The sequence below is a fragment of the Dysgonomonas hofstadii genome, from assembly GCF_014196915.1.
Lineage (GTDB): Bacteria > Bacteroidota > Bacteroidia > Bacteroidales > Dysgonomonadaceae > Dysgonomonas > Dysgonomonas hofstadii.
This window is the reverse complement of record NZ_JACIEP010000004.1, coordinates 282,088-305,211: the sequence shown is the minus strand read 5'-3', so window position 1 is coordinate 305,211 and position 23,124 is coordinate 282,088. Positions and strand designations below refer to the sequence as shown.

The 23,124-nt window shown below is 38.5% G+C and carries 16 protein-coding genes; 8 read left to right on the top strand and 8 right to left on the bottom strand.

Annotated elements, in window-relative coordinates; genetic code table 11:
- Positions 1-79: 79 nt before the first annotated feature.
- The 3 genes from GGR21_RS07175 to GGR21_RS07165 form a co-directional block, all read right to left on the bottom strand.
- On the bottom strand, positions 80-373 hold the full coding sequence (locus GGR21_RS07175) for a hypothetical protein (RefSeq protein WP_183306521.1): 294 nt from the start codon (positions 371-373) through the stop codon (positions 80-82).
- A gap of 19 nt (positions 374-392) precedes the next feature.
- Entirely contained in the window at positions 393-1,295 is a 903-nt protein-coding gene (locus GGR21_RS07170) for a phospholipase A (RefSeq protein WP_183306520.1), read from the bottom strand.
- Positions 1,296-1,577: 282 nt separating this feature from the next.
- The gene (locus GGR21_RS07165; protein WP_183306519.1) at positions 1,578-3,959 is read right to left on the bottom strand and encodes a DUF5686 family protein; all 2,382 of its coding nucleotides are present in this window, start codon (positions 3,957-3,959) and stop codon (positions 1,578-1,580) included.
- A 230-nt stretch (positions 3,960-4,189) separates the two neighbouring features.
- On the opposite strand from GGR21_RS07165, the gene ndk reads away from it, so the two are divergent.
- Positions 4,190-4,657, top strand: coding sequence for a nucleoside-diphosphate kinase (gene ndk, locus GGR21_RS07160; RefSeq protein ID WP_183306518.1), 468 nt, complete (start codon positions 4,190-4,192; stop codon positions 4,655-4,657).
- A 29-nt stretch (positions 4,658-4,686) separates the two neighbouring features.
- Here ndk and GGR21_RS07155 read toward each other — a convergent pair whose 3' ends face one another.
- The 4 genes from GGR21_RS07155 to GGR21_RS07140 all read right to left on the bottom strand — a co-directional run bounded on the left by GGR21_RS07155 (position 4,687) and on the right by GGR21_RS07140 (position 9,963).
- Positions 4,687-5,400 (bottom strand): LytR/AlgR family response regulator transcription factor, encoded by a 714-nt coding sequence (locus GGR21_RS07155; protein WP_183306517.1) that lies wholly within the window; start codon positions 5,398-5,400, stop codon positions 4,687-4,689.
- Complete coding sequence (locus tag GGR21_RS07150; RefSeq protein WP_183306516.1) at positions 5,397-6,464, bottom strand: sensor histidine kinase; 1,068 nt, start codon at positions 6,462-6,464, stop codon at positions 5,397-5,399. Before GGR21_RS07150 ends, GGR21_RS07155 begins: the two co-directional genes overlap by 4 nt.
- A 3-nt stretch (positions 6,465-6,467) precedes the next feature.
- Positions 6,468-7,511: a sensor histidine kinase gene (locus tag GGR21_RS07145; protein WP_183306515.1), complete on the bottom strand. Its 1,044-nt coding sequence runs from the start codon at positions 7,509-7,511 to the stop codon at positions 6,468-6,470.
- Positions 7,512-7,605: 94 nt separating this feature from the next.
- Complete coding sequence (locus GGR21_RS07140) at positions 7,606-9,963, bottom strand: TonB-dependent receptor (RefSeq protein ID WP_183306514.1); 2,358 nt, start codon at positions 9,961-9,963, stop codon at positions 7,606-7,608.
- 227 nt (positions 9,964-10,190) lie between these two features.
- Between GGR21_RS07140 and GGR21_RS07135 the strand changes: the two genes are divergently transcribed.
- The 7 genes from GGR21_RS07135 to GGR21_RS07105 all read left to right on the top strand — a co-directional run bounded on the left by GGR21_RS07135 (position 10,191) and on the right by GGR21_RS07105 (position 20,561).
- On the top strand, positions 10,191-10,685 hold the full coding sequence (locus GGR21_RS07135; protein ID WP_183306513.1) for a 3'-5' exonuclease: 495 nt from the start codon (positions 10,191-10,193) through the stop codon (positions 10,683-10,685).
- 234 nt (positions 10,686-10,919) lie between these two features.
- Complete coding sequence (gene rsgA / locus GGR21_RS07130) at positions 10,920-11,969, top strand: ribosome small subunit-dependent GTPase A (protein ID WP_183306512.1); 1,050 nt, start codon at positions 10,920-10,922, stop codon at positions 11,967-11,969.
- A 219-nt stretch (positions 11,970-12,188) separates the two neighbouring features.
- Positions 12,189-13,934 (top strand): phospho-sugar mutase, encoded by a 1,746-nt coding sequence (locus GGR21_RS07125; RefSeq protein ID WP_183306511.1) that lies wholly within the window; start codon positions 12,189-12,191, stop codon positions 13,932-13,934.
- Between the two features lie 427 nt (positions 13,935-14,361).
- Entirely contained in the window at positions 14,362-14,832 is a 471-nt protein-coding gene (locus tag GGR21_RS07120) for a MarR family winged helix-turn-helix transcriptional regulator (protein ID WP_183306510.1), read from the top strand.
- A gap of 15 nt (positions 14,833-14,847) precedes the next feature.
- Positions 14,848-15,960 carry an efflux RND transporter periplasmic adaptor subunit gene (locus tag GGR21_RS07115; protein ID WP_183306509.1) on the top strand — a complete coding sequence of 371 codons (1,113 nt, stop codon included), beginning with the start codon at positions 14,848-14,850 and terminating at the stop codon, positions 15,958-15,960.
- A 33-nt stretch (positions 15,961-15,993) separates the two neighbouring features.
- Entirely contained in the window at positions 15,994-19,164 is a 3,171-nt protein-coding gene (locus tag GGR21_RS07110; RefSeq protein ID WP_183306508.1) for an efflux RND transporter permease subunit, read from the top strand.
- Positions 19,165-19,166: 2 nt separating this feature from the next.
- Positions 19,167-20,561, top strand: coding sequence for an efflux transporter outer membrane subunit (locus tag GGR21_RS07105; protein WP_183306507.1), 1,395 nt, complete (start codon positions 19,167-19,169; stop codon positions 20,559-20,561).
- A gap of 105 nt (positions 20,562-20,666) precedes the next feature.
- Here GGR21_RS07105 and tamL read toward each other — a convergent pair whose 3' ends face one another.
- Positions 20,667-23,087, bottom strand: a complete 2,421-nt coding sequence (gene tamL, locus GGR21_RS07100; protein ID WP_183306506.1) for a translocation and assembly module lipoprotein TamL — start codon at positions 23,085-23,087, stop codon at positions 20,667-20,669.
- Positions 23,088-23,124 lie beyond the last annotated feature (37 nt).

The window sequence follows — 23,124 nt, the reverse complement described above, 5'->3', positions numbered from 1 at the left end:
TTAAGCGTATATACAAGTATATGTGGATTTTAGTTATAAACTGAAACTGGGATCTAATCCCCCCTATAAAAAGAATCAACTACATTAAAAAAGCTCTGAAAATATGATTTTTCTTCAGATCATCGAATGACCGGACTTCGATGTTCATCTGAGAGAAATAATATCTGATACCATCTTCTGCAGATTCCATAAAGACCACATTTACTTTTCTATTTAAAAGCCATACGGAGATGTAACCGATGTTATTATTATAAAAATTTTCAATCTCCAAACCAATGATAATGTCCTCATTGAGAGTGAAAACCAACACATAGAAAGCATCCGGACTGATAGAACTGATTTTTTCATCTTTAACAAAAATGGCTACTTTCATGGCATATCAGATTTAATTATTAAAATATACTTCCAAAATCCGGTTTAATACAGAAACCGAGACGGATGTTCATATCATACCTGTTATAATCCAGCAGGCTGTCCCCTATTCCATTATAAAACCGTGCATAGATATATTGATTCTGATTCTTTGATACTTTAAATCCGGCTGTAAACACAGTATTTATATTTCCGAAGCCTTTTCTCGGATTCAGCTCTGCTGTCAACCACCACTTCTGATCTTTGGTAATGTATTCAGCTGTCAGGCAACCGATTCCCCGATAATCCACCAAGTCTTTATTTTTAGATCCATCAACTATCGGAATCCAGGCTCTGCCACCGAAGGCAAGTTGCAGATTAAAAAAATACCTCATCGAGAAACTGATCATATTCCAGCTCCTTGAATCGTCCCCATCTTTTCCGTTCGATTCGTGTTCTATCTGAAAAAAGGTGGCTCCTTTAAGCGTATTGTTATGAATGATATATTTCCCCAGACCCAGAGCCGGATTATAATTGGTATCACGGAACGGAGCAGATTCCGCATACAGGTTCCAAAACGACTTCTGGGTGTAAGTCAGATAAAGGAAAGTATTGAAAGGTAAACGGCTTCTGGTCAACCTGTGCCTGACACTTATCTGGAATAATACATCTGCTGTGTTCTTATCTATAGTGCGGTTCAAGGGAACTCCGGTAGTAAAATATGTATCTCTATACACCCCGAAAGCCGGCCTGGCATCAACAAACTTAACAATATCTTCTTCATCGATATTCAATTGATCCCTTTTGTAAAAGGGAGTCTTATCGAGATGCCTTTGGATCACAAGATCCAGGCTATCACTAATTTCCCTATTTTGAGCAGTAGTGTTATCAAAGAAAAGTATACATAGTATTATGAATAATACTCTTTTAAAATCTATCTTCATTCTTTATTGTTTTGTACAATTGTTAAAGTCCTAAAAAGTTGACAAAGTTGACGCATATTTTTAGCTATTAGCTATTAGCTTTTTACTAAAACCGGACAAACAACGTTCGGCAGAGCAAAGCGGAGCCAATTAGCTACTCTACGTTCCGCTGAACGTTGTTTCTTACATATTTTATTTTCGATATTCTTCATTAAAAAATCATCTTTACTGACTGCTGACTACTATTTATTCATTGATAAAGTTTTCAAAAAAAAATACAGGTTTAATCACCGGTCCACATATTTAAGTGAATTTGAAAGCTCTCAGGTTTAGTGAGAACCGAATTCCAATCTTCTTAGTCTTCGCATTATGGAATGACACAAATGTGCCAATACCGAAATGGCGGTTGAAGGAAATAGAATAACCGGTTTCCACATACGATTTAATATCAGGAGTAAACAAGGTTTTCAGATGAATATTTTCAGTAAAAGGTTTTCCTTGTAAAAACGGGATATACTTCATCAGAACATACTTTCCGGAATAGTTAAGAAACAGATTAACCCAGTACCTGTTTGTTTGTAATTCGTAATTATCAAGCAACAGAAACGAATCAAACAGCGAATTCAGATTGAGTAACAAATCCGAAGCTCCGAAATGCTGATAATCGGTGAAGTGCATATTGGCTCCTTTATCAAAGAATACTCCTCCTTCTACTTTATAGTCGATCCAGTTAAAATAGTCCAATTCTATGTTATGAGAAAAACCTCCTTTCAGTTTTTTGTATGTGGAATTATTTGTTTGCCATGAAGAAAAAGCCTCCTGATATTCAATACTGAGAACCGGAGTAACCTTCTTCTCATACATATCCAGAGCCTCTGTTATAGAATAGTATGAATTGGGAGAGTACGAAACACCAACCGAGTAATACGTTCTGTCGAAGCGGTCATTCGGGAAAATATTATCTTTTATACGATTACGCCCCAAAATATTAAAATCGGTATGATTCGATAATCCTGATCTTTTTTCTGCTCCGATAGAAGCGGCCACCTTTATCTTTTTATTGAGATGGATACTGTTGCTGACATTTATGAAATCACGCTGGTAAAAGAAATTGTAGTTTTCTCCGAATACCAGCGAAGCAAAATAATTTTGGTAACGGGTAAGCGACAGATTATTGAAATCGTCGGATCGGGAACCAAAGTTAAGAGCCAATTGCCCTCTTCGTCTTCTGTTGTAATTGTAAGTGATATCACTCCCTCCCAGAATACGGTTTCTTCCGGTCACATAATAAATATAAGGATAAGCTTCTATATTTGTTTTCCCATTTATATCGTATTTCAGATCGAATTTATTTCCCAGCCAGAATCCATCCACATAATTATAATCACGGAATATATATTTCACGCCATTATATTTCAGGGAAAAACGTGTGGTGTCATTTCCGGCTATATAATCACCCAGCATTACTTTGCCCAACCAGAATTTAGAGAAATTTATATGAGTTCTGTCAGGTACACTAATCATTTGATATGTGGAATCCTTTATTAACGGTTGCAATCTGTGATTATCCCAGAATGCATCTTCTCTTTTACTGGCTAATTCATTAGTCAATACTTGTTTTTTCACCGGTTCTTCGTCTTCAGGCAGGTCTAGTTCAATCTCTGATCTTGATATATTATCATATTTTACTGCTGTGTAGTAGCGTATTATTCCTTTGGACAATAACAAATTGAATTTCACATCACTGAAATAAGAAACCGGCAATGAAATATCATCCCCGAAATCATGATAAGAGATTGAGGTTGTTGTTTCCAGTCCTTGAGATTCACTCTTTAGCACGGCAAAATACACTTTCCATGAGCTTTCTTCGATGTAAAGATCTCCGCTCAGAAGTTCCGGATCTTTTACTTTTGGCTCTATCCGTATTCTATGATATACATTTCCTTCATTATTGTAATAGCCAATATATCTGAACTTATAGAACCTGAACGCATTATGACTCAGAGGAGATATAAAGTTTCCGAATCTGTTCGCATAAATAGAACCATTTTGTATATCCATAGCCCCTTTATCCGTGAAATTACCGGGAATGCTACCGTTTATACCATCAACTGTTGTTTTATAAAAGTCAGGGAATATGAATTCTGTTTTATAATAGATCTCCTGAAAGAGCGCTTTATCCTTAAATTCAGACACATGAACCTTACCAAACCTGTAGCTTGCATTATCTATTAAAGAGTGAACATTTTTAAGTGTTAATATCCCGGTCTGATAATTTTCAGACTCATACCATTTTACCGCATCAAAATAAGACGGAGCCTTTATGATACTCTCCCTGATTATTGCTTCAGCTAATTTTGTTTGTGAGATATCTTTTAAACCAGTATGTAGAGTATCTTTTTTAAGAACGAATTCTTCAACCCGGTTATCTGAGCCAGCGACTATTGTAAATTGCACGTCCTTATAACCTGGATGTCTGCATATTAATGTATAATTCCCGGGATTGACTTTTACTTTAAACCGCCCTTCTGCGTTTGTGATTAATCCCTGATTTAATAAGGGTATGATAACAGTTACCGCATCCAAAGGTTTTCCGGATGTATCGGTTATCAATCCCTCTATAGTCTGTGCTACAACTGTATTTGAAAACAGTAACAGCAAATATATATATACTATCGATTTCATTCTTTAGATTTCTGAAAGGATAAAAGATGTTGCCAATCAGGTTTTACAAAGGTCTGAAGATTGGTTCGATTTGTCACGTCCTAGTAGTCTAACAAAATGTCCTAATTGTCGCCTTTTTACCTTGATAAACGGGCATAACGAAGATCGGAACATTTTTACAGACAATAAGAGCATAAGAAACATCCGATTATTATCCAACTTTGCAATAGTAATACTATTTCTTATTGAATATGGAAAGAACTCTCTTGATATTAAAACCTTCAGCTATACAAAGAAGATTAATCGGTGAAATAATCAAACGCTTCGAACAAAAAGGTCTCCAACTGGCAGGCATGAAAATGATGAAACTGGATGATGATATCCTTGACATTCATTATGCTCACCTGAAAGATAAACCTTTCTTCGCAGAGATCAAAAACTCAATGAAAAGCTGCCCTGTGATCGTGCAATGCTGGGAAGGCATAGACGCCGCCAAAGTAGTGAGGAATATGATCGGCTCTACAAACGGACGTGAAGCGCTTCCGGGCACTATCAGGGGTGATTTCTCAATGAGTGTTCAGGAAAATATTGTTCATGCTTCCGATTCCGCTGAATCGGCTATATCTGAAATCAAACGATTCTTTAAAGAGGAAGAGCTATTCGAATATTCATTTTCTGGTCAAGCTTATATGTATGCAAAAAGTGAAACAGACTCTTAATTTAACATATAAACCAGTATATTATTATATCAAAGGGATTTATTATTAGTAAAGTCCCTGAAAAAATCGTCCCGGAAGGAGTTGCCGATAGCAATTTCGTATGTTTTGATAAATACATCGTTATTGTCGAAAGATTCGATACGATTCTTATTGACTATATATGATTTGTTGATCCGGAAGAATATGCTTGCAGGTAACAATTCATAAATGGACTTCAAGCTCATACGGGTGATAATACGTTGGCTCTCCATCTGAATAATGACATAATCTTTCAGACCTTCAATGAATAGAATATCTTCCAGATTTACTTTAAAGTATTTCCGATCGGACTTGACAAAGATATAATCATCCTCCACAGAATCTACATTCTTTTTGTCCTCATTTAGCAAAAGAGAATGGTACACGATCGCCTTATTGACAGCCTTACGGAACTTTACCGAGTCGATGGGTTTTACCAGATAGTCGATGGCATCGACTTCGTAACTATCTAACGCATATTGGGAATAAGCCGTTGTGAAAATAATCAGTGTATGCTTCGGTATACTACGGGCAAACTCTATACCATTGATCCCGGGCATATTAATATCCAGAAAGATCAGATCGACACTGGTCTTATCAATATAGTCAGATGCCGTTTCCGCATTGTTAAAACAGTTCATCAGCTCCAACTGGGAGATTTCTTCCACCAGCAATTTTATTCCTTCACGGGCAATGGGTTCATCGTCTACAATTATGCATTTCATAATTTCAATTCTAGTTTTATGGTATAAATGCTATCTGTCTTAGTTTGTTCCAGAGAATAGTTATTGTCATATAATAAATTCAATCTGCGTTTAATATTTGCAAGGCCTATTCCTCCGGTTTCTTTTACTGTAACTTGTTGCGGTATAGAATTTTCGCAAATGAACACCAAACTCTTTTTTGTTATTTCAAATGATATGTTTACATACGATGCCGCGTATCCATCCAGATTATGCTTAACTGCATTCTCTACAAACGTGATAAATAACAAAGGCGGTATCTGAATATTATCCTGGTTTCCTTCCACTGATATTGAATAATCAAAGCGATCCCTGCGCGTTTTTTCCAATTCGAGAAAATCGGAAAGGAATAATATTTCTTCTTTCAGAGATACTTTTTCCCGCCCGCTTTCATCCATCTGGTAACGCAGCATTTCTTCCAGTTTATTTATAATATGCAACGCCATATCGGGATCTTTTTTTATCATAATATTGGCATTGTTAAGCATATTGAAAAGGAAATGGGGATTGATCTGATTCTCCAACATTTTCAGTTCCAACTGCATCGTAGCCGACTCCAGTTCCTTAGCCCGCCGCATATCTAAAATCCAATGCTTGAATAAGACAAAGGAGGTAGAACCTGCAAAGAAAAACAGGAAAGACAGGGTTGACGATACAACACTCACAACTGCCTTTACAGGATCAGGATTGGCAGATGGCTGATTTCCCACCTCAATAATAAGCGATGGGATCAGAGTGATAATAGCCATTATTATTATAACCAACCCGAATAAACTCAAAAAGTATTGAAGGAATTTATTTTTCAGCAAGAATCTGGGAGTTAATATATAAATATTTAAATAATTGCCTCCCATAAAGACTATAATGAAAAAAGTGATTCCTATAAACATTAAAGGTGTAGAAATTTCCACGCCATCCTCTTCCATAAATCCGACAAAATTCATGGCTACAAACAGGACAAAAATAAATAAAGTGAGATGCCTTACTATTCTGTAACGAGGAGAAACTAATAGTTCTATTAAAATATTATGATTGTTTTGACGCATATCTTATTCTTTATCCAGTCCTAAACTTATTGCCGTATTATCAGCTGATTCACTAGTAGTAACAGATAACCGAAAATGATCTTTATACAGGGTTTCTAATCTCTCCTTCACTTTCGACAATTCGTTATTTAAGAGAAATTCATCATAAATACCTGTTAACTTCAGATCAACATTAATATGTGTTTGCTCATTAGAAATATAAATATCAAGAACCGTAGGTTCGTCCTGGTTCTCTATCACATTAACCACACTTTGCACATATGGCAATAAGATGGAAGATGCTATAAAAACAGTATTTATATTATTCTCCGTCATCTTATAATTAAACTTCGAAGAATACAAACGCTCCAATTCAAGATAATTTTGCAGGAAAGAAATTTCGGATCTGAGCAAAACAGTCTCTCTGTTGCAATCGTATAATTGGTAGCGAAGCAACTGGCTCAATTTCATCAACATCATCGATGCTTTGTTGGGATCAGATTTTATCAAGACGCTCGTTTCGTTCAACGTCTTAAAAAAAGATGACGGGTTTATCTGTTCTTTAAGCTGTTCTACTTCCGAGAACATACGCTTTTTCTCCAACTGATCGACCCGCTGTCTCGATATGATCCAGTTTCTGAGAAATACAGGAATGATTACTCCCGAAATACATAGCAGATATATAATATAAGAAGATATAGTATCTACAATATTGATTCTTGAAAAATAGTCGTAATCTTCAATATACAAACCGAATGTGGTAAGAGGTATTATTTCGAAAATAGCGGCAGTTACAAAAATAGAGATTACAAACTGAACGTATTTGGCAGACAACAGATACTTCGAGACGAATACACGCAGTGTGATATAAAAGACAACCGTGTATGTTAATATTGTCAAAGCCGTTATTATATAAACCTTATTCCCTAACACCGTCAGTATTTCGCGATATCTTACTATCGATTGGTTTACAGATATAATTATAAAGAAAAGAAACAGAGATAAATATCTCCAGATTCTAAACCGTGGTGATAATAAAAAATCGCGGATAAAGGATTGTTGTTCCATAAACATTTAAAATTAGCCGAAGATACACATTTCCGATAACTGCACACAGTGATTAATAATTTTTGTTCTGTGTGCAGTTATTCTACCCTGATTATCAAAATTGGATTTTATAGCTCACGTTCGTTAAAGTCATTGAAGACCTGTACGGCTCTATAACATCCTTTTTTGTATTATAAACATGCCCGTGAAACTCTTTATAGCCTGTCGCATTTATACCCTGAATAGCAAATTCATGCGACACCTTCTTTTTATTCATCTTATAACTAATGGAATAATTACCAAGAAGCATTGGGGAAAGTTGTTTGGAGTAAGCTTTTGTCTCATCATATTGCACTTCCTTGTCAGGATCATTCATTGTTGCCTGCTCATCTATTGGAGCATAACGATCTCCTCCCTGCAATGTTAGCTTGAGGTTTACACTCAACACATTTTGCTTATTCCGTCCTATCATCCATTCTTTTCCGATCAGTCCGTTCACGATATAATTACGGTTATATCTGGTATTGTGCCACACACCATCGCCTCCGCAGTATCTTGAATCGAACAAAGATGCGGTGATCATATAATAAAGACCTTTAGTCAGATATCTTTCGAAAGTGATGTCTATACCTATATTCCGTCCCTTACCTTTATTTACCAACGGGTCTTCTACCCAGAACTCTTTACGGTTGAGCACCGAATACGAACTGTCTGCCATCACAGGTACATCGAACAGGAATTGGGCGAATGGTTCTATCTTTAGACGCATATCATCGCTGATCTTATAATCGTAAGTCAGCATGAAATTGTGCGACTTGGTGAATCCCAGTTTCTTGTTTGCAGTCTCGCCTGTCCCTTTAGTCTTTACAAAATAAACATCCATTTTCTCCATGCGGCTGTATAATCCGTAAGCTATAGCAAAAGCACTTTTCTGTGATGCCTGCCAACGTAATGCAGCCCGGGGCTCTACAGTCCATTCTTTATTCAGAGTCATTACCTGAGCATTTACACCTACACTTAAACTCACCTTATCACTTAGTCCGATCAAAGAAGAATTATACGCGGAAATCAAATCTGTATTTCCATCTCCTTTCGAAATATTCTCTAAAGGATATCCTTCATGCGCTGACATATCCATATCCATATTGTAGAATAATTTGGTATATGTGAGACCCGTCATATTCGTAAAACGGGAACTGAATTTCTTATTGAACGAAGTCTTAAATATCAGATTCGTGGATTTACTGTTCGAAGCCAGATAAGGAGTCATATTCCGGGAATAATCCTCAATATCCATACTCAGCTTATATTTTGAATAAGTAGTTGCCAGGGATGTCTTCCATTGTGTATCGTCGCCAAAGAAATAGCGATGAGTAATACCTACTGCCGCCACCGTCTGGTCTGCTTTAGAGAGTTGCCGGTCGTCAATAGTTTCCCATTTTTCCATATCTTTTTCCGGACTCTGTTTATATTTATCTATCAGAGCTGTAGCCCACACAGAGAACACTCCTGCCTTTTTTGTAGGAAAATTCAATTTAAAATTAAGATCCTGATAATCAATCTTAGAACCATTATCTACACTCCCTCCGAGTTTACCCAATAAAGATGTTGTAGAATAACGGTAGTTAAATATATAAGACGCATTATGCTTCTTACTGAAAGGTCCTTCCGATGCAAAATCAAGACCTAAAATACCGGCCTGAAAAGTATGCTCGTATTTTTGATTATTACCATTCCTCATTTTCATATCGAATACGCCTGATACCGCATTACCATATTCGGCAGGGAAAGCTCCTGTAAAAAAATCAGAATTACCTAATATATTACTGCTCAATGACGAAAGCACTCCTCCACCCAAAACAGAAATATCGGCGAAATGGTTAGGATTCGGAATTTCCACGTCCTCCAGCCTCCATTGCAACAGATGAGGTGCATTCCCATGAATAGATATTCCATTATCGCCTGCACTTGGTGATACCCCGGCAAATGAACTGGCCAGTCGGGCAGGATCGTCCATCCCTCCGGCATAACGCCTTGCTTCTTCCACACTAAGCATACGGCCACCGGACAGTGCCATCTTATTAAGCGGTTGGTCTTTGTTGGTCTGACTAACAACCACAACCTCGCCCAATTCATGTGTGTTTTCTTTAAGTTGTATTTCCAGATTGATCTCTTTGGCCGAGGTCACCATTATTTCACGGAAAACAGAAGTTTCGTAACCCACCGATGTGGCCTGCAAATCGTGGCGTCCTACCGGCACCCCTGCTAAAGAGAATCGTCCATTGTCATCGGTAATCGTTCCCATCTGCGGCATATCCAGCAATCCGATAGTTACAGATGGTAATGGAACCCCTGAAGCTTTGTCTATAACTATACCTTTAATAGTCTGTCGCGGACGGTTATCTTGTGCCGAAACGTTTATAAAACAAAACAGGCAAATAAAAAATAGAATAATGTTAGTTTTCTGTTGCATAATTTCGTGTATTAATTCAATTGTACTATTATTTTTCTTATTCATAATGCGAATGTACACGAGCTTAACGAACCTTATTTTTTTATGAGACCAAACTGACTACTTTTGCGACGAACCTATATTTTTCGTCGACAAAAATATTTTACAACATCACTTATAGTATAAATCTTCTTTCTTTTATATCTTTACATCTATCCTCATAAACATCATATAATTGAACTAAATAAATGCTCCGTGATTTTGCCGCCATAGATTTTGAAACAGCTAACGAGCAACCATCAAGTATTTGTAGTGTTGGGCTTGTTGTTGTCAGAAATGGTATAATCTCAGACCGCTTCTATAGCCTTATCCAGCCAGAGCCAAACTACTATCGTTATGGCAACAGCTGTGTACATGGATTGACCTATGAGGACACTGTAAACGAACCGGTATTTTCGAAAGTATGGCAGCAAATAGAGCCTCTTATAGACAGCCTGCCTCTGGTCGCTCATAATAAAGGCTTCGACGAAGCTTGTCTGAAAGCAGTATTCAAAACCTATCAGATGGATTATCCCGGTTATATCTTCTACTGTACTTTAGCCGAATCGAGACGCCAGCTAAAACATTTACCCAATCATCAGTTACATACTGTTGCCGGAGATTGCGGATACAATCTTACCCACCACCATAATGCATTAGCCGATGCCGAGGCCTGTGCGGAAATAGCATTACAGTTACTGTAAGAGATCCTTTCTATACAAAATTTTATATATTAAAGAATATTTTGTATCTTTGCAGCCTATGACAAAAATATTCATTTACAACTATTTAATGAGCGGAATAATTGCTTGATTCCGTCAGTTTTGTTTTTCATAACTCAGCTTATATATTTAAGATAAGCTTGTTTTCATGTGGGATTAAAACTGTACGGATACTATTCTAATTACTATTATTTCAATCATTAAATTTTTACGACAATGAATAATCTGTCATTATACGGATGGAATACAACATTATTCCAGCAAAAACAATCATCACAATTTAATCATTTTCCCCATGGCCGTGTATCAGTTGTACACAGGACATGCTATGAAGTAATTTCGGAAGAAGGTACGTTTCAATGTGAATTATCAGGAAATATGCTATATGGAAGATCTCCTGAAGAATATCCCTGTACCGGAGACTGGGTTATTTTTCAACCGACAGATCATAACAACGGTATAATATTCGATATCCTGCCCAGAAAAAAAGCTTTATATAGAAAGAAAAGTGGTACTGTAGCACAACTGCAAGCAATAGCCGTTCATGTAGACAAGGCTTTTATTGTACAAAGCCTGGATGATAATTTCAATGTGCGCCGGATAGAGCGTTTTATGGTTCAGATTCTTAACGAAGGGATAACGCCTGTGCTTATTCTCACAAAAGCCGATCTGGGTTACGATGAGAAATCGGTTTCCGATTCGTTGAAACACCTGTCCGATAAAATGCCTGTTTTCGTAACAAGTATGCATACTCCCGATACGATAGACACCTTACGTAATTACATCAAAGAAGGTGAAACTATTGTATTCACAGGCTCTTCAGGAGTTGGAAAGAGTACACTTGTAAACGCCTTATGCGGGAAAACGATACTGGATACATCTTCTATCAGTGATTCTACCGGAAAGGGCCGCCATACTTCAACCCGGCGTGAAATGATCTTGATGGATCACTCAGGAGTATTGATAGATACTCCGGGCATGCGTGAATTCGGAATTACTTCGGTCGATCCGGACACCTTATCATCCATCATGCACATTTCGGATCTGGAGGAATCGTGTCATTATGTGGACTGTACACACACCAACGAACCCGGATGCGCCGTAATTGAAGCAGTAGAAAATGGATTGCTGGACAGTTGTGTTTATGAAAGCTACCTGAAGCTACGTAAAGAAGCATGGCATTTTTCAGCCTCAGAGCGTGATAAAAAACTTCGGGAGAAGTCCCTGTCAAAAATTATAAAAATCTACAAAAAGGAGAATTTTTAGCAAAACAGAAGAAGCATAATACCAGCATTCGAAGTGTTGGTATTATCTTTTTTTATATTTCTACTATTGACCACACCCAGAGCCGAAATAACAGAAGATAGAAATAACTTCATATCTAAAAAACAGAATTGGCAACCATTTTAACGCAAAAATTTATTATTTTTGTTTTTCTCTTTCGTAATTGAATTATCTAAGAAACTAAAATAAAATAAAGAAGGAATGGAAAACAATGATTTGCTGATGCAAGTGACCGCCAAAGCCAAAGTATGGCTTTCTGACAACTATGATGCTGAAACAAGAAAAGAAGTACAAGCATTGCTTGACAATGAAGAGAAAACAGAACTGATAGAAGTATTTTATAAAGATCTGGAATTTGGGACAGGAGGGCTTCGCGGAATTATGGGAGTAGGCACAAACAGAGTAAATATATACACTATAGGAGGTGCGACCCAGGGATTAGCAAACTATTTACTGAAAGAATTCCCTTCTCTGAAAGAAATAAAAGTAGTAATTGGTCACGACTGCCGCAACAACAGCCGGAAATATGCTGAAATATCTGCAGAAATATTATCGGCAAATGGAATTAAAGCATACCTGTTCGAAGACCTGAGACCTACACCTGAAGTTTCATACGCCATTCGTAAATTGGGAGGCCAGAGCGGAATTATGATCACTGCCTCACACAACCCTAAAATATATAACGGATATAAAGCATATTGGGAAGATGGAGCACAAGTAGTGCCACCTCATGATAAAAATATTATCGCCGAGGTGAATCGTGTAAAAGTAGAAGACATCAAATTTAAGGGAAATAAGAATCTGATCGAAGTATTGACAAAAGATATGGACGATCAGTTTATTACTGACCTTAAAACGGTAATGCTCACTCCTGATGCCGTAAAACGTCACGGAAGCATCGGTATTGTTTACACCCCTCTACATGGAACAGGATTTACCATTATACCAAAAGCTTTAAAGGCCTGTGGCTTTACTAATATAATAAATGTACCGGAGCAGGATGTGATAAGCGGAGAATTCCCGACTGTAGTTTCTCCAAACCCCGAAGATCCTGCAGCAATGGCCATGGCTGTGAAGAAAGGTGAAGAGACAAATGCAGAGCTTGTATTTGCCACAGACCCTGATGCCGACCGTTTTGGCGCTGCCATCCGTAACGACAAGGGAGAATTTATTCTTCTGAACGGAAACCAGACAATGTTGATGCTTATATATTATATCATCACGCGCAAAAAACAATTAGGACAACTTACCGGTAAAGAATATACCGTACGCACGATCGTTACCAGCGCCCTGATGCAAACCGTATCAGAAAAAAACGGGGTGGAAATGTTCGAATGCTACACCGGATTCAAATGGATAGCATCAGTAATGCGTGAACTGGAAGGAAAACGTAAATACATAGGAGGTGGAGAAGAAAGCTACGGATTCCTGGCCGAAGACTTCGTTCGCGACAAAGACTCTGTTTCTGCAGCCATACTATTCGGCGAAATCGCAGCATGGGCTAAAGACAATGGAAAAACTCTATTCCAACTGTTACAAGACATTTATATAGAATACGGATTCTCTAAAGAAAAAGGAATTTCTGTATATAAAGAAGGTCGTACGGGAGCTGAAGAAATAGAAAAAATGATGAAAAACTTCAGAGAAAACCCAATAAAAGAAATAGCCGGATCTAAAGTCAACCTGATTAAAGATTACGTTTCGCTGAAAGCAAAAGATCTTAGTCTAAACGAAGAATATATACTTGAGATGCCTACTACATCCAATGTTCTTCAATATTTTACCGAAGACGGCACAAAAATATCTATCCGCCCTTCGGGAACAGAACCTAAGATCAAGTTCTATATTGAAGTCCACGGCAAATTGAAATCGAGAGAAGATTATGATTCTGTAGATGCCATAGCCGAGAAGAAAATAGAACAGGTTTGTAAAGATTTGGGAATTTAAAAGGATCAATAAATTCACATATATACGAAAACAGTCGGATTATAAAAATCCGACTGTTTTTTTTCATTAAAAAGAACAATATTTATAAAAAAAGCTATTCCTTTGTATTTTTATTAAAAGAGAGTGGTCTTCTTTTTATTAATATAATCACAATGGAATAATTAAATAATTAGTCTCATATCACAGCCCGAAAAAATGTGAAGCAGCAACAAAAAGTGTAAACACTTACATACTATCAGGTTAATAATTCTCTGGAGAAGAGTATAAACCAAAGATTTTCTTACAAAAAAATTAACAAATGCAAATAAGTGAACGACTGTTCACTTATTTATGCAAAAAAAGTTAAAAAGCTAACTTTTAATGAAAATAAAATCTACTTATTATAAGTACACTTATTATATTTGCACCCAAATTAAACAAATTAATAATGGATGTAAAATGTAACAAATTAGGCAATCCTTATGAAGATGTAGGCTATCTGATATGGAGGATTTCCAAGTATTGGCAAAGAGGCAAGCTCAGACTGCTAGACGAATACGGGCTCACCGGAACTCAGCTGGAATTACTTGGTGCTATATATCATATGTCTTGTCAGAACATGGAAGCTACTCAAATTGTTTTATCTCAGGAAACAGAAATTGATCCCATGACCACCTCTACTATTTTACGGAACTTAGAGAAGAAAGGATTGATAAGCCGGAGAGAAAGCGTTATCGACACCAGAGCCCGGATTGTAGAAGTTACAGAAGCCGGAGCCGAACTCTTTTCCAAAGCCATGACAAAAGTTAAAGAAGGCCAGGAACTGTTATTCAAGAACATTGATAAAGATGCACTGGTAGTCCAGCTTCAAATATTATTAGGCGAAATGGATAGATTAAGCAAAATAAACAACAACTAAATAATTTTTAAGTTTATGAATGTAAAGAAGATTGTTTTAGGAGCAACAGCTCTTGTGGTTATGACCTCTTGTGGGAACAAGAACGCCAATCCTTTTGGTCAGCAAGACACCTCACCTCAGGAATATCCTACGCAGGTGTTAAGTGAGCAGGATGTACAATTGGAAAATGTATACCCAGTGACTATCAAAGGTCAGGAAGATATAGAGATAAGACCACGTATCGATGGTTTTATCGATGCTATTTATGTAGATGAAGGTTCTGTTGTGAGAAAAGGACAGATTCTGTTTAAAATTAATTCACCATCGTCTGAGCAAACCGTAAATACGGCTAAAGCAGCAATAGAAAGTGCACAGGCTCAGGTGAACACTGCAAAACTGAATGTCGACAGGATTCGCCCACTTGCAGATAAAGGTATCGTAAGCGTAACTCAATTAAACACTTACGAGAACTCATATCAGACAGCCCTGGCTACACTGGCACAAGCAAAAGCCACTTTGGCTAATGCGAATGCGACATTAGGCTGGACGAATGTATCAAGTCCTGTAGATGGAGTTGTAGGTTCAATACCTTACCGTTTGGGAAGCCTGGTGAACTCAAATAATACACTTACTACAGTATCAAGCACAAGCAACGTATTCGTTTATTTCTCTATAAATGAAAAAGAGTTGGTAAGTATGCTTGACGGACTTGAAGGTAAGACCCAGGCCGAAAAAATAAATAATCTTCCTGAAGTTACACTTATTATGGCTGATGGTACCATTTATCCTGAAAAAGGAAAAATAAAAACTGTAACCGGACAAGTCAACGTGACAACAGGTACAGTAAATTTCCGGGCAGATTTTCCGAACAAGCAAGGCATCCTGAAAAGTGGATTCAGTGGCAAAATCTCTATTCCTAAACATATTGATAACGCATTGCTGATCCCTCAGAAAGCTACATATACACGACAAGATAAATTCCTTGTATACAAGGTACAAGGAGATTCTGTTGTTAGCACTATGATTACTGTAACACCTACACCTGATGGACAAAGTTATGTTGTTACAAATGGGCTTAAAGCCGGAGACCGGATTGTTGAAGATGGTATTATCACTCTTTCTAACGGTAAGAAAATTATAGTAAAATAAGGTTTAGTTATTAAACAAAAAATATAGAATATAATGTTAAAAACATTTATAGAAAGACCCGTATTGTCTACCGTAATCTCAATCATCATCGTTGTATTGGGTATTATCGGTTTGGCTACGCTGCCCATCGAGCAGTATCCGGATATTGCGCCTCCGACAGTACAGGTTTCTGCTACCTATCCGGGTGCTAACGCGGATGTGGTAATGAACAGTGTTGTAATCCCCCTCGAAGAACAGATAAACGGAGTAGAAGGGATGACATATATGACTTCGTCAGCTATGAACAATGGTATGGCCCAGATCAGAGTATTCTTTAAAAATGGAACAAATCCCGATATTGCAGCCGTTAATGTTCAGAACCTCGTAGCCCGGGCTACACCATTATTACCTCAGGAAGTAACACAGATCGGGGTAACTGTGGCAAAACAACAGAACAGTACGATACTCGGTTTTACATTAACAACGGATAACCCTGATTATGATGGTAAGTTCCTTCAGAACTACGCCAATATCAATATCTTACCGCAGGTAAAACGTGTATATGGGGTTGGTGAAGCCGGAGTTTACGGAGCCAGGGACTATTCTATGCGTATATGGCTAAAGCCAGATGTAATGGCTTCATACAAAATCTCTGCGCAAGAAATCATCGGAGCTTTAACAGACCAGAATATCGAAGCTGCACCGGGTGAATTAGGGCAAAACAGCGGCCAGTCATTCCAATTCAACCTCAAATTTACAGGACGACTAAAAACGGCCGAGGAGTTTGCTAATATTATTATCCGCTCTCAGGACGGGCAGATATTGAGAGTAAAAGACGTAGCTGATGTCGAATTAGGTGCCCTCAACTATACAGTTGTATCGCAGACTGATAAAAAAGATGCCGTATTTATGTCAATCAGTCAGACTGCCGGATCAAATGCGTCTGAAGTTATCAACAATGTGAAAGCGGTATTACAAGAAGCTGAGAAATCTTTCCCCGATGGTGTGAAGATCTCTTATATGATGGACTCCAGTGAATTCCTTAACGCTTCTATCGAAAAGGTAATTCACACATTGCTCGAAGCTTTTGTTCTGGTATTTATTGTTGTGTTCGTATTCCTGCAGGATATACGTTCTACAATTATTCCGGCAGTTGCTGTTCCGGTTGCTATTATCGGTACGTTCTTCTTCCTGCAGGTGTTCGGATTCTCCATCAACTTGCTCACATTGTTTGCTTTGGTACTCGCCATTGGTATTGTGGTGGACGACGCCATAGTCGTCGTCGAGGCCGTCCATGCCCAGCTCGATGCCGGGGAGAAAGATCCGAAAGTGGCGACAATGACAGCCATGAAAGAAATTGCGCCTGCTATCGTATCCATCACACTGGTAATGTCGGCCGTGTTTATTCCAGTCAGCTTTATAGGGGGTACAACAGGTGTTTTCTATAAACAGTTTGGACTTACGCTGGCAATATCCATTCTTATTTCGGCGGTAAATGCTTTGACATTGAGTCCGGCCTTATGCGCCCTGTTTCTAAAAGCACATGATGAGGAACATAAGAAGAAAAATTTCATACAGAAGTTCTATTATTACTTCAATATGACTTTCAACAGTGCTACGCAGAAATACAAAAAATCACTGCATTTCCTTGGCAGACGCGGACACAGATGGATCACAGTAGCAATAATACTCGTATCATCGGTTATCTTATTCGGATTAATGAAATTCTTACCTACCGGTTTCGTTCCGAATGAGGATAGTGGTGCTGCATTCGGTATTATAACACTGCCTGCCGGAGCATCATTAGAAAGAACCGACTCTGTTGTCAGCCAGGTGATAGATATAGCAAATAGTATTGAAGGAGTAAAAACAGTAACGAATATTACCGGAGTTAGCTTCATGGCTGGTATCGGTAGTTCATATGGTACTGTAATCATAAAAATGGATTCTTGGGGTGACCGGAAACACTCTACCGACGAGATTACAGCTATGCTGACAGAAAGGACGAAACATATCAAAGATGCCACATTCTTCTTTACCGCCTTCCCTACACTGCAAGGGTTTGGTCTTGGTGCTACCGTATCATTACAGCTACAAGACAGGATGGGTGGAGATATTAATAAATTCTACGATATCACCACAAATTTCGTATCTAAGCTGAATCAGCGTAAAGAGATTATGATGGCGATGACCAACTTCAACCCTAATTTCCCTCAAAAGCTTCTGGAAGCAGATATTCCTAAGATAAAAGCTGCCGGACTTACGTTGAGTGAGGTAATGCAAACGCTACAAATCAATGTAGGTAGCTCGTATATTTCTAACTTTAACCTGTACGGAAAGCAATTCCGTGTAATGGTTCAGGCTTCGCCTGAATACAGAAAGACATTGGATGACCTGAACGGGATATTTGTACAAACATCATCGGGCGAGATGGCTCCTGTTACAGAATTTATACATATAACAGATATAACTGCTCCTCCTACCCTTAACCGTTTCAATATGTTCCAGTCTATGGACGTAACTATTGTTCCTAATATGCTGAGCGGATATAGTTCAGGAGATGTACTGAATGTGATACAGGAGATGTACCAGGATAAAACGATCTTCCCTGATGGTTACAGCTATGAATATGAAGGTATGACCCGTGAAGAAGCAACCAGCGGAAGCCAGACTGTCCTGATATTCGGTATCTGTCTTATCTTCGTTTATCTGTTATTATGTGCGCTGTACGAAAGTTATATCATACCACTTGCCGTTATCTTCTCATTACCTGTAGGTTTGGCCGGCGTATTCATCTTCCTGATGATATTCGGAGTATCGCAGGGTATTGTAAACAATATCTATGTACAGATATCGATGATCATGCTCATCGGGTTGTTGGCCAAGAATGCCATCCTTATTGTGGAATATGCTGTTCAGCGACGTCAACAAGGCATGAGCATTGTAGAAGCAGCCGTAAACGGAGCTGTTGCCCGTCTACGTCCGATCCTGATGACATCATTTGCCTTTATCGCCGGACTATTCCCATTGTTTGTTGCATCGGGAGCAGGTGCCATCGGTAACCGTTCTATCGGTATCAGTGCCATCGGAGGTATGTTTATAGGTACAATGATAGGAGTATTGGTTATTCCTTCACTTTACATCATATTCCAGTCTATTCAGGATAAATTCAGTAAATCGGGAATGGTAAACTCTAATGACGAGTTAATAAATAAAGGAAAATAATTATGAATAAAATCAATATAAAATGGATCGTTCTATTGGGGGTAATACTCTCAATAGGACTCTCATCCTGTCAGGTAGTAAACAAATACAAAGCACCTGAGGTAGATGCCGAAGGATTGTTCAGGGACATGAACCCTACCGACACTACGTCTATTGCCAATATACCATGGCGTGAGTATTTTTCCGATCCTATTCTACAATCCCTTATTGACGAAGGATTGAATAATAGTTACGACATGGCAATAACTAACGAACGCATCAAACAAGCTGAAGCTGCGTTAGGAATGGCCCGTGCCGCATATTTTCCAAGCCTGGCTTTAGGAGCTAACGCTACACATAACAGATATAGTGTGAGCCCAAATGGCAGGGTGAAAGAACTCGGATACGGTAACACAGAGTATATGGTGGGAATCACAGCAAGCTGGGAATTAGACGTATGGGGAAAACTCAACCGCCAATCGCGAGCAAAATTTGCTGATATGCTTAATAGCTATGCAGGAAGAAATCTCGTACAAACCTCTCTGATCGCTAATATTGCCAATACCTATTATACAATCTTGTCCCTCGACGAACAACTACGTGTTACAAGAGAAATGATAGGATTGATGCAGGAAAGTGTAGACGCAATGGAAGACCTGAAAGAAGCCGGATTTCAAAACAGGGCTGCGGTCGAACAAATGAAAGCGACTCTTTATTCGGCACAGGTATCTATTCCCGATCTTGAAAGCAATATCCGTCAGTTAGAGAACAGTATCTGCCTTATGCTAGGCCGTAAACCAGGCTCTGTCTTACGAACAACAATCAAGGAACAAGATGTACCAACAGAATTAAAGTACGGGCTTCCTATCCAGATGTTAGCAAAACGTCCGGATGTTGTACAAGCTGAACTATCATTCCGTTCAACTTTCGAATTAACGAATGCAGCACGTGCAAGCTTCTACCCTTCTATCAATATCACCAGCGCGTCTCTTGGTTATGCCGGTACATTGTTCAAACCAGAAAATCTTGCCGCAAGCATAGTCGGAAGTATCATGCAACCGATATTTGCCAAGAAGCAATTAATCACACAATTGAAGGTAGCCAAAGCCGAAGAACAGGCAGCATTGCTTACATTCGAGAAAACTATCCTTACTGCAGCAACAGAAGTTTCCGATATTATCTATACCTATGAATCATCTTTGAGCAAGAATGATGTAAGAAGCAGACAGGTAGAATCTCTCACTCTGGCTGTAAGTGATACAAAAGAATTGTTGAATGCAGGTGAGGCTAATTACCTTGAAGTTATAACTGCTCAGCAAAATCTGCTACAGGCAAGGTTAGATCAAGTAAGCGATAAGCTCGAACAACTACAAGCTTCTGTAAATCTTTACAAAGCTCTTGGAGGTGGTACCGAGTAAAAAACAATCTATAAACACATTTATAAGAAAGCTCTGATTTACAAAGAGCAAAAAAGCCCTCCAATTAAGTTTGGAGGGCTTTCTTTATATCAATCAGCCGTTACATCAGAATGGATATCCCACTGCAATATGCCAGGCAGTATTCTTTCTTATTTTCCACGGTTTTCCGATAGGCCACTTCCGTGTATCAGGATCATTCGATGGATCATAAGCCTTCCATCCGCAATCGAGACGAATCAGGACATAATTAAAATCGAAACGTAGCCCTAATCCCCAGGCTGCAGCTATTTCCTTATAAAATCTGTCGAATTTAAAGACACCACCCTCCTGACCTTCGTATTCTTTTATAGTCCAGATATTTCCAACATCAACAAACGCACCCAGTTCTACGATCCAGAATATCTTACTCCGGTATTCAATACTGGCATCCAAACGAATATCTCCCGAATGATTGTAAAAATTATCTTTTTCGGTCTCTATACCCGTTCCTCTAAAATAATATGAGCCCGGTCCCAGTTCACGCACAGCCCATCCTCTGACTCCATTAGCTCCTCCTGAAAAGAATCTCTTTTGTATAGGTATCGGAATATGCTTATAATTTCCATAAGGATATGCCAGTCCAAAGCCTACATGCCAGGCTATAGCATTTTTTTCATCCACCTGATATGTCTTACTATAGTCGAGCGTACCCCGTATATATTGGGCAAAGTTGGTTCCGAATACCTGTTTCGAACCTAGCGAATCGGGTCTGGCATTCGCGATCTTCGCGGCCAAAGCCAGAAGATTTCCGGCAGTTTCTACAGATGCTCTCAGCGAATATATAGGTTGATTAAGATTCCGTCTTGCAGGACTGGTCACATTAGAACGGGAGAAGGTATAGCCTGTACTTAATATGAAGTGATCGCTAAAGCTATAACGCCGTGCTGTAGCCGACAGACTGTTAAGAAATTCTGTATCCAGCGAATTTTGAGGCAAATGAACGTAACTTACATCTACGAGGTCAAAAATATGCCTGTTGAGAGATAACCTCCTGTCCTGCCATATATATTTTACTCCGGTAGACAACACCGTGCGTGTAAAAAAACCAGGCCTACGCTGAAAGGTATAACTACTATTAAACTGTGTAGAAGCGTGTATCCTTCTTTTAAAATCACTTTTCAGGAAAGGAAACATAAACCGGGGAAAAGTAAGAGAGGCTTCCCCTCCTATTTCAAAGTAATTTTTAGTAAAACTGGTAAAACTCGGGGTTATAGCTTCATATGCTCCTCTTAAACGGACATTAAATTGCTCCGATCCTTTAAAGGCATTACGGTGTAAATACCCGATACCGCCACCTACTCCAAAATATCCTCCCGAATTGGTACCCTCTACTTCAGCTGAAATACCTTGTTTTTTGTCCGGAACACAGGTTATTATACAACGTAGCTTTGTCGAATCGTTTTCCCAGAACTCCGTATAACTGATATTCACGTTTTTCAGTATCTGAAGTTGCGAAAGAGCACTATATGTCAGAGATGTCAGATTCTCATTATAATATGTACCGGGTGCAATATAGCAGTTATTTAATATTACATTAGGCTTTATATATTCACCTCTCGGACCATATTTTATTTTATATCCGCCTTGCTCATATACGCTTGTTTCCCTGTATTGGCTGATATCTCCGTCTTCGAGGGGACTATAATCGACATAAAGGTTCACTTCTTTTACTACATACCGCCTGTGGGGCGTTTCTATTTCATGTCCGTCAGGCGACCGCAATACAAACGGATATATGGAAAGATCGAGGTCTACCTTATTGTTGCCCAAAGTAGTATCGGCTTCAAAACCGATATATTCTTTATTGAAAGCATAGTAACCTGTCCGTCTGAAAATAGAAGATATCCTGTCCCGTTCCTGATCAAGCATATCGAGGTCGAATATGCCATTCTTTTTTACCAATGTATTCCATTGGAGCAATGTATCTATATTGACAGGAATGCGTTCTTGTTGCCCTCTTTCTTGCCGAGATGCCCTGAGAAATAGTTCGGGATTGGATATTATACTATCATTTACATCTATTTTGTAGTCACTTATCCGGTAAGGAGCTCCGGCCCTTATATCATAAACAATCTTTGCCTTTTTGTCCTTTAGTTCTACCTGAGGTATTACTTCTGCATTCAGGTATCCCTTATTTGTCATCATACGCCTCAGATCTATCACAGACTGATGAAGCATTGTACTATCGTACAGTACAGGAGGATCTCCGGCATTTTTCAATGTGCGGTTTACCCATTTGGTAGTATCTTGTCCCGATAAGTTGTAGATAAACAAAGGCAATTTAAATAAAGCAAATGTCTTGAAGTTAGGCTTTTGCTTGATGTATGTTTCCATCTCGTATGAAGGAATCACTTTTTTATCGCTTTTTACTGTTGCACTGGTCAACAGATACTCTCCTTCAGGCACAAATTTAGTTGTGCTACACGACTGTATGAACAATGCGCAGCAACCTATTATACAGACAAATACCAATAACCTATATCTCATCAAGCCGATCTAAACTAACCACGAATATGAAATGAAT

Coding starts and splice junctions, on each gene's coding strand:
- GGR21_RS07175 (WP_183306521.1), bottom strand. CDS start 373: ATGAAAGTAGCCATTTTTGTTAAAGATGAAAAAATCAGTTCTATCAGT.
- GGR21_RS07170 (WP_183306520.1), bottom strand. CDS start 1,295: ATGAAGATAGATTTTAAAAGAGTATTATTCATAATACTATGTATACTT.
- GGR21_RS07165 (WP_183306519.1), bottom strand. CDS start 3,959: ATGAAATCGATAGTATATATATATTTGCTGTTACTGTTTTCAAATACA.
- ndk (WP_183306518.1), top strand. CDS start 4,190: ATGGAAAGAACTCTCTTGATATTAAAACCTTCAGCTATACAAAGAAGA.
- GGR21_RS07155 (WP_183306517.1), bottom strand. CDS start 5,400: ATGAAATGCATAATTGTAGACGATGAACCCATTGCCCGTGAAGGAATA.
- GGR21_RS07150 (WP_183306516.1), bottom strand. CDS start 6,464: ATGCGTCAAAACAATCATAATATTTTAATAGAACTATTAGTTTCTCCT.
- GGR21_RS07145 (WP_183306515.1), bottom strand. CDS start 7,511: ATGGAACAACAATCCTTTATCCGCGATTTTTTATTATCACCACGGTTT.
- GGR21_RS07140 (WP_183306514.1), bottom strand. CDS start 9,963: ATGCAACAGAAAACTAACATTATTCTATTTTTTATTTGCCTGTTTTGT.
- GGR21_RS07135 (WP_183306513.1), top strand. CDS start 10,191: ATGCTCCGTGATTTTGCCGCCATAGATTTTGAAACAGCTAACGAGCAA.
- rsgA (WP_183306512.1), top strand. CDS start 10,920: ATGAATAATCTGTCATTATACGGATGGAATACAACATTATTCCAGCAA.
- GGR21_RS07125 (WP_183306511.1), top strand. CDS start 12,189: ATGGAAAACAATGATTTGCTGATGCAAGTGACCGCCAAAGCCAAAGTA.
- GGR21_RS07120 (WP_183306510.1), top strand. CDS start 14,362: ATGGATGTAAAATGTAACAAATTAGGCAATCCTTATGAAGATGTAGGC.
- GGR21_RS07115 (WP_183306509.1), top strand. CDS start 14,848: ATGAATGTAAAGAAGATTGTTTTAGGAGCAACAGCTCTTGTGGTTATG.
- GGR21_RS07110 (WP_183306508.1), top strand. CDS start 15,994: ATGTTAAAAACATTTATAGAAAGACCCGTATTGTCTACCGTAATCTCA.
- GGR21_RS07105 (WP_183306507.1), top strand. CDS start 19,167: ATGAATAAAATCAATATAAAATGGATCGTTCTATTGGGGGTAATACTC.
- tamL (WP_183306506.1), bottom strand. CDS start 23,087: ATGAGATATAGGTTATTGGTATTTGTCTGTATAATAGGTTGCTGCGCA.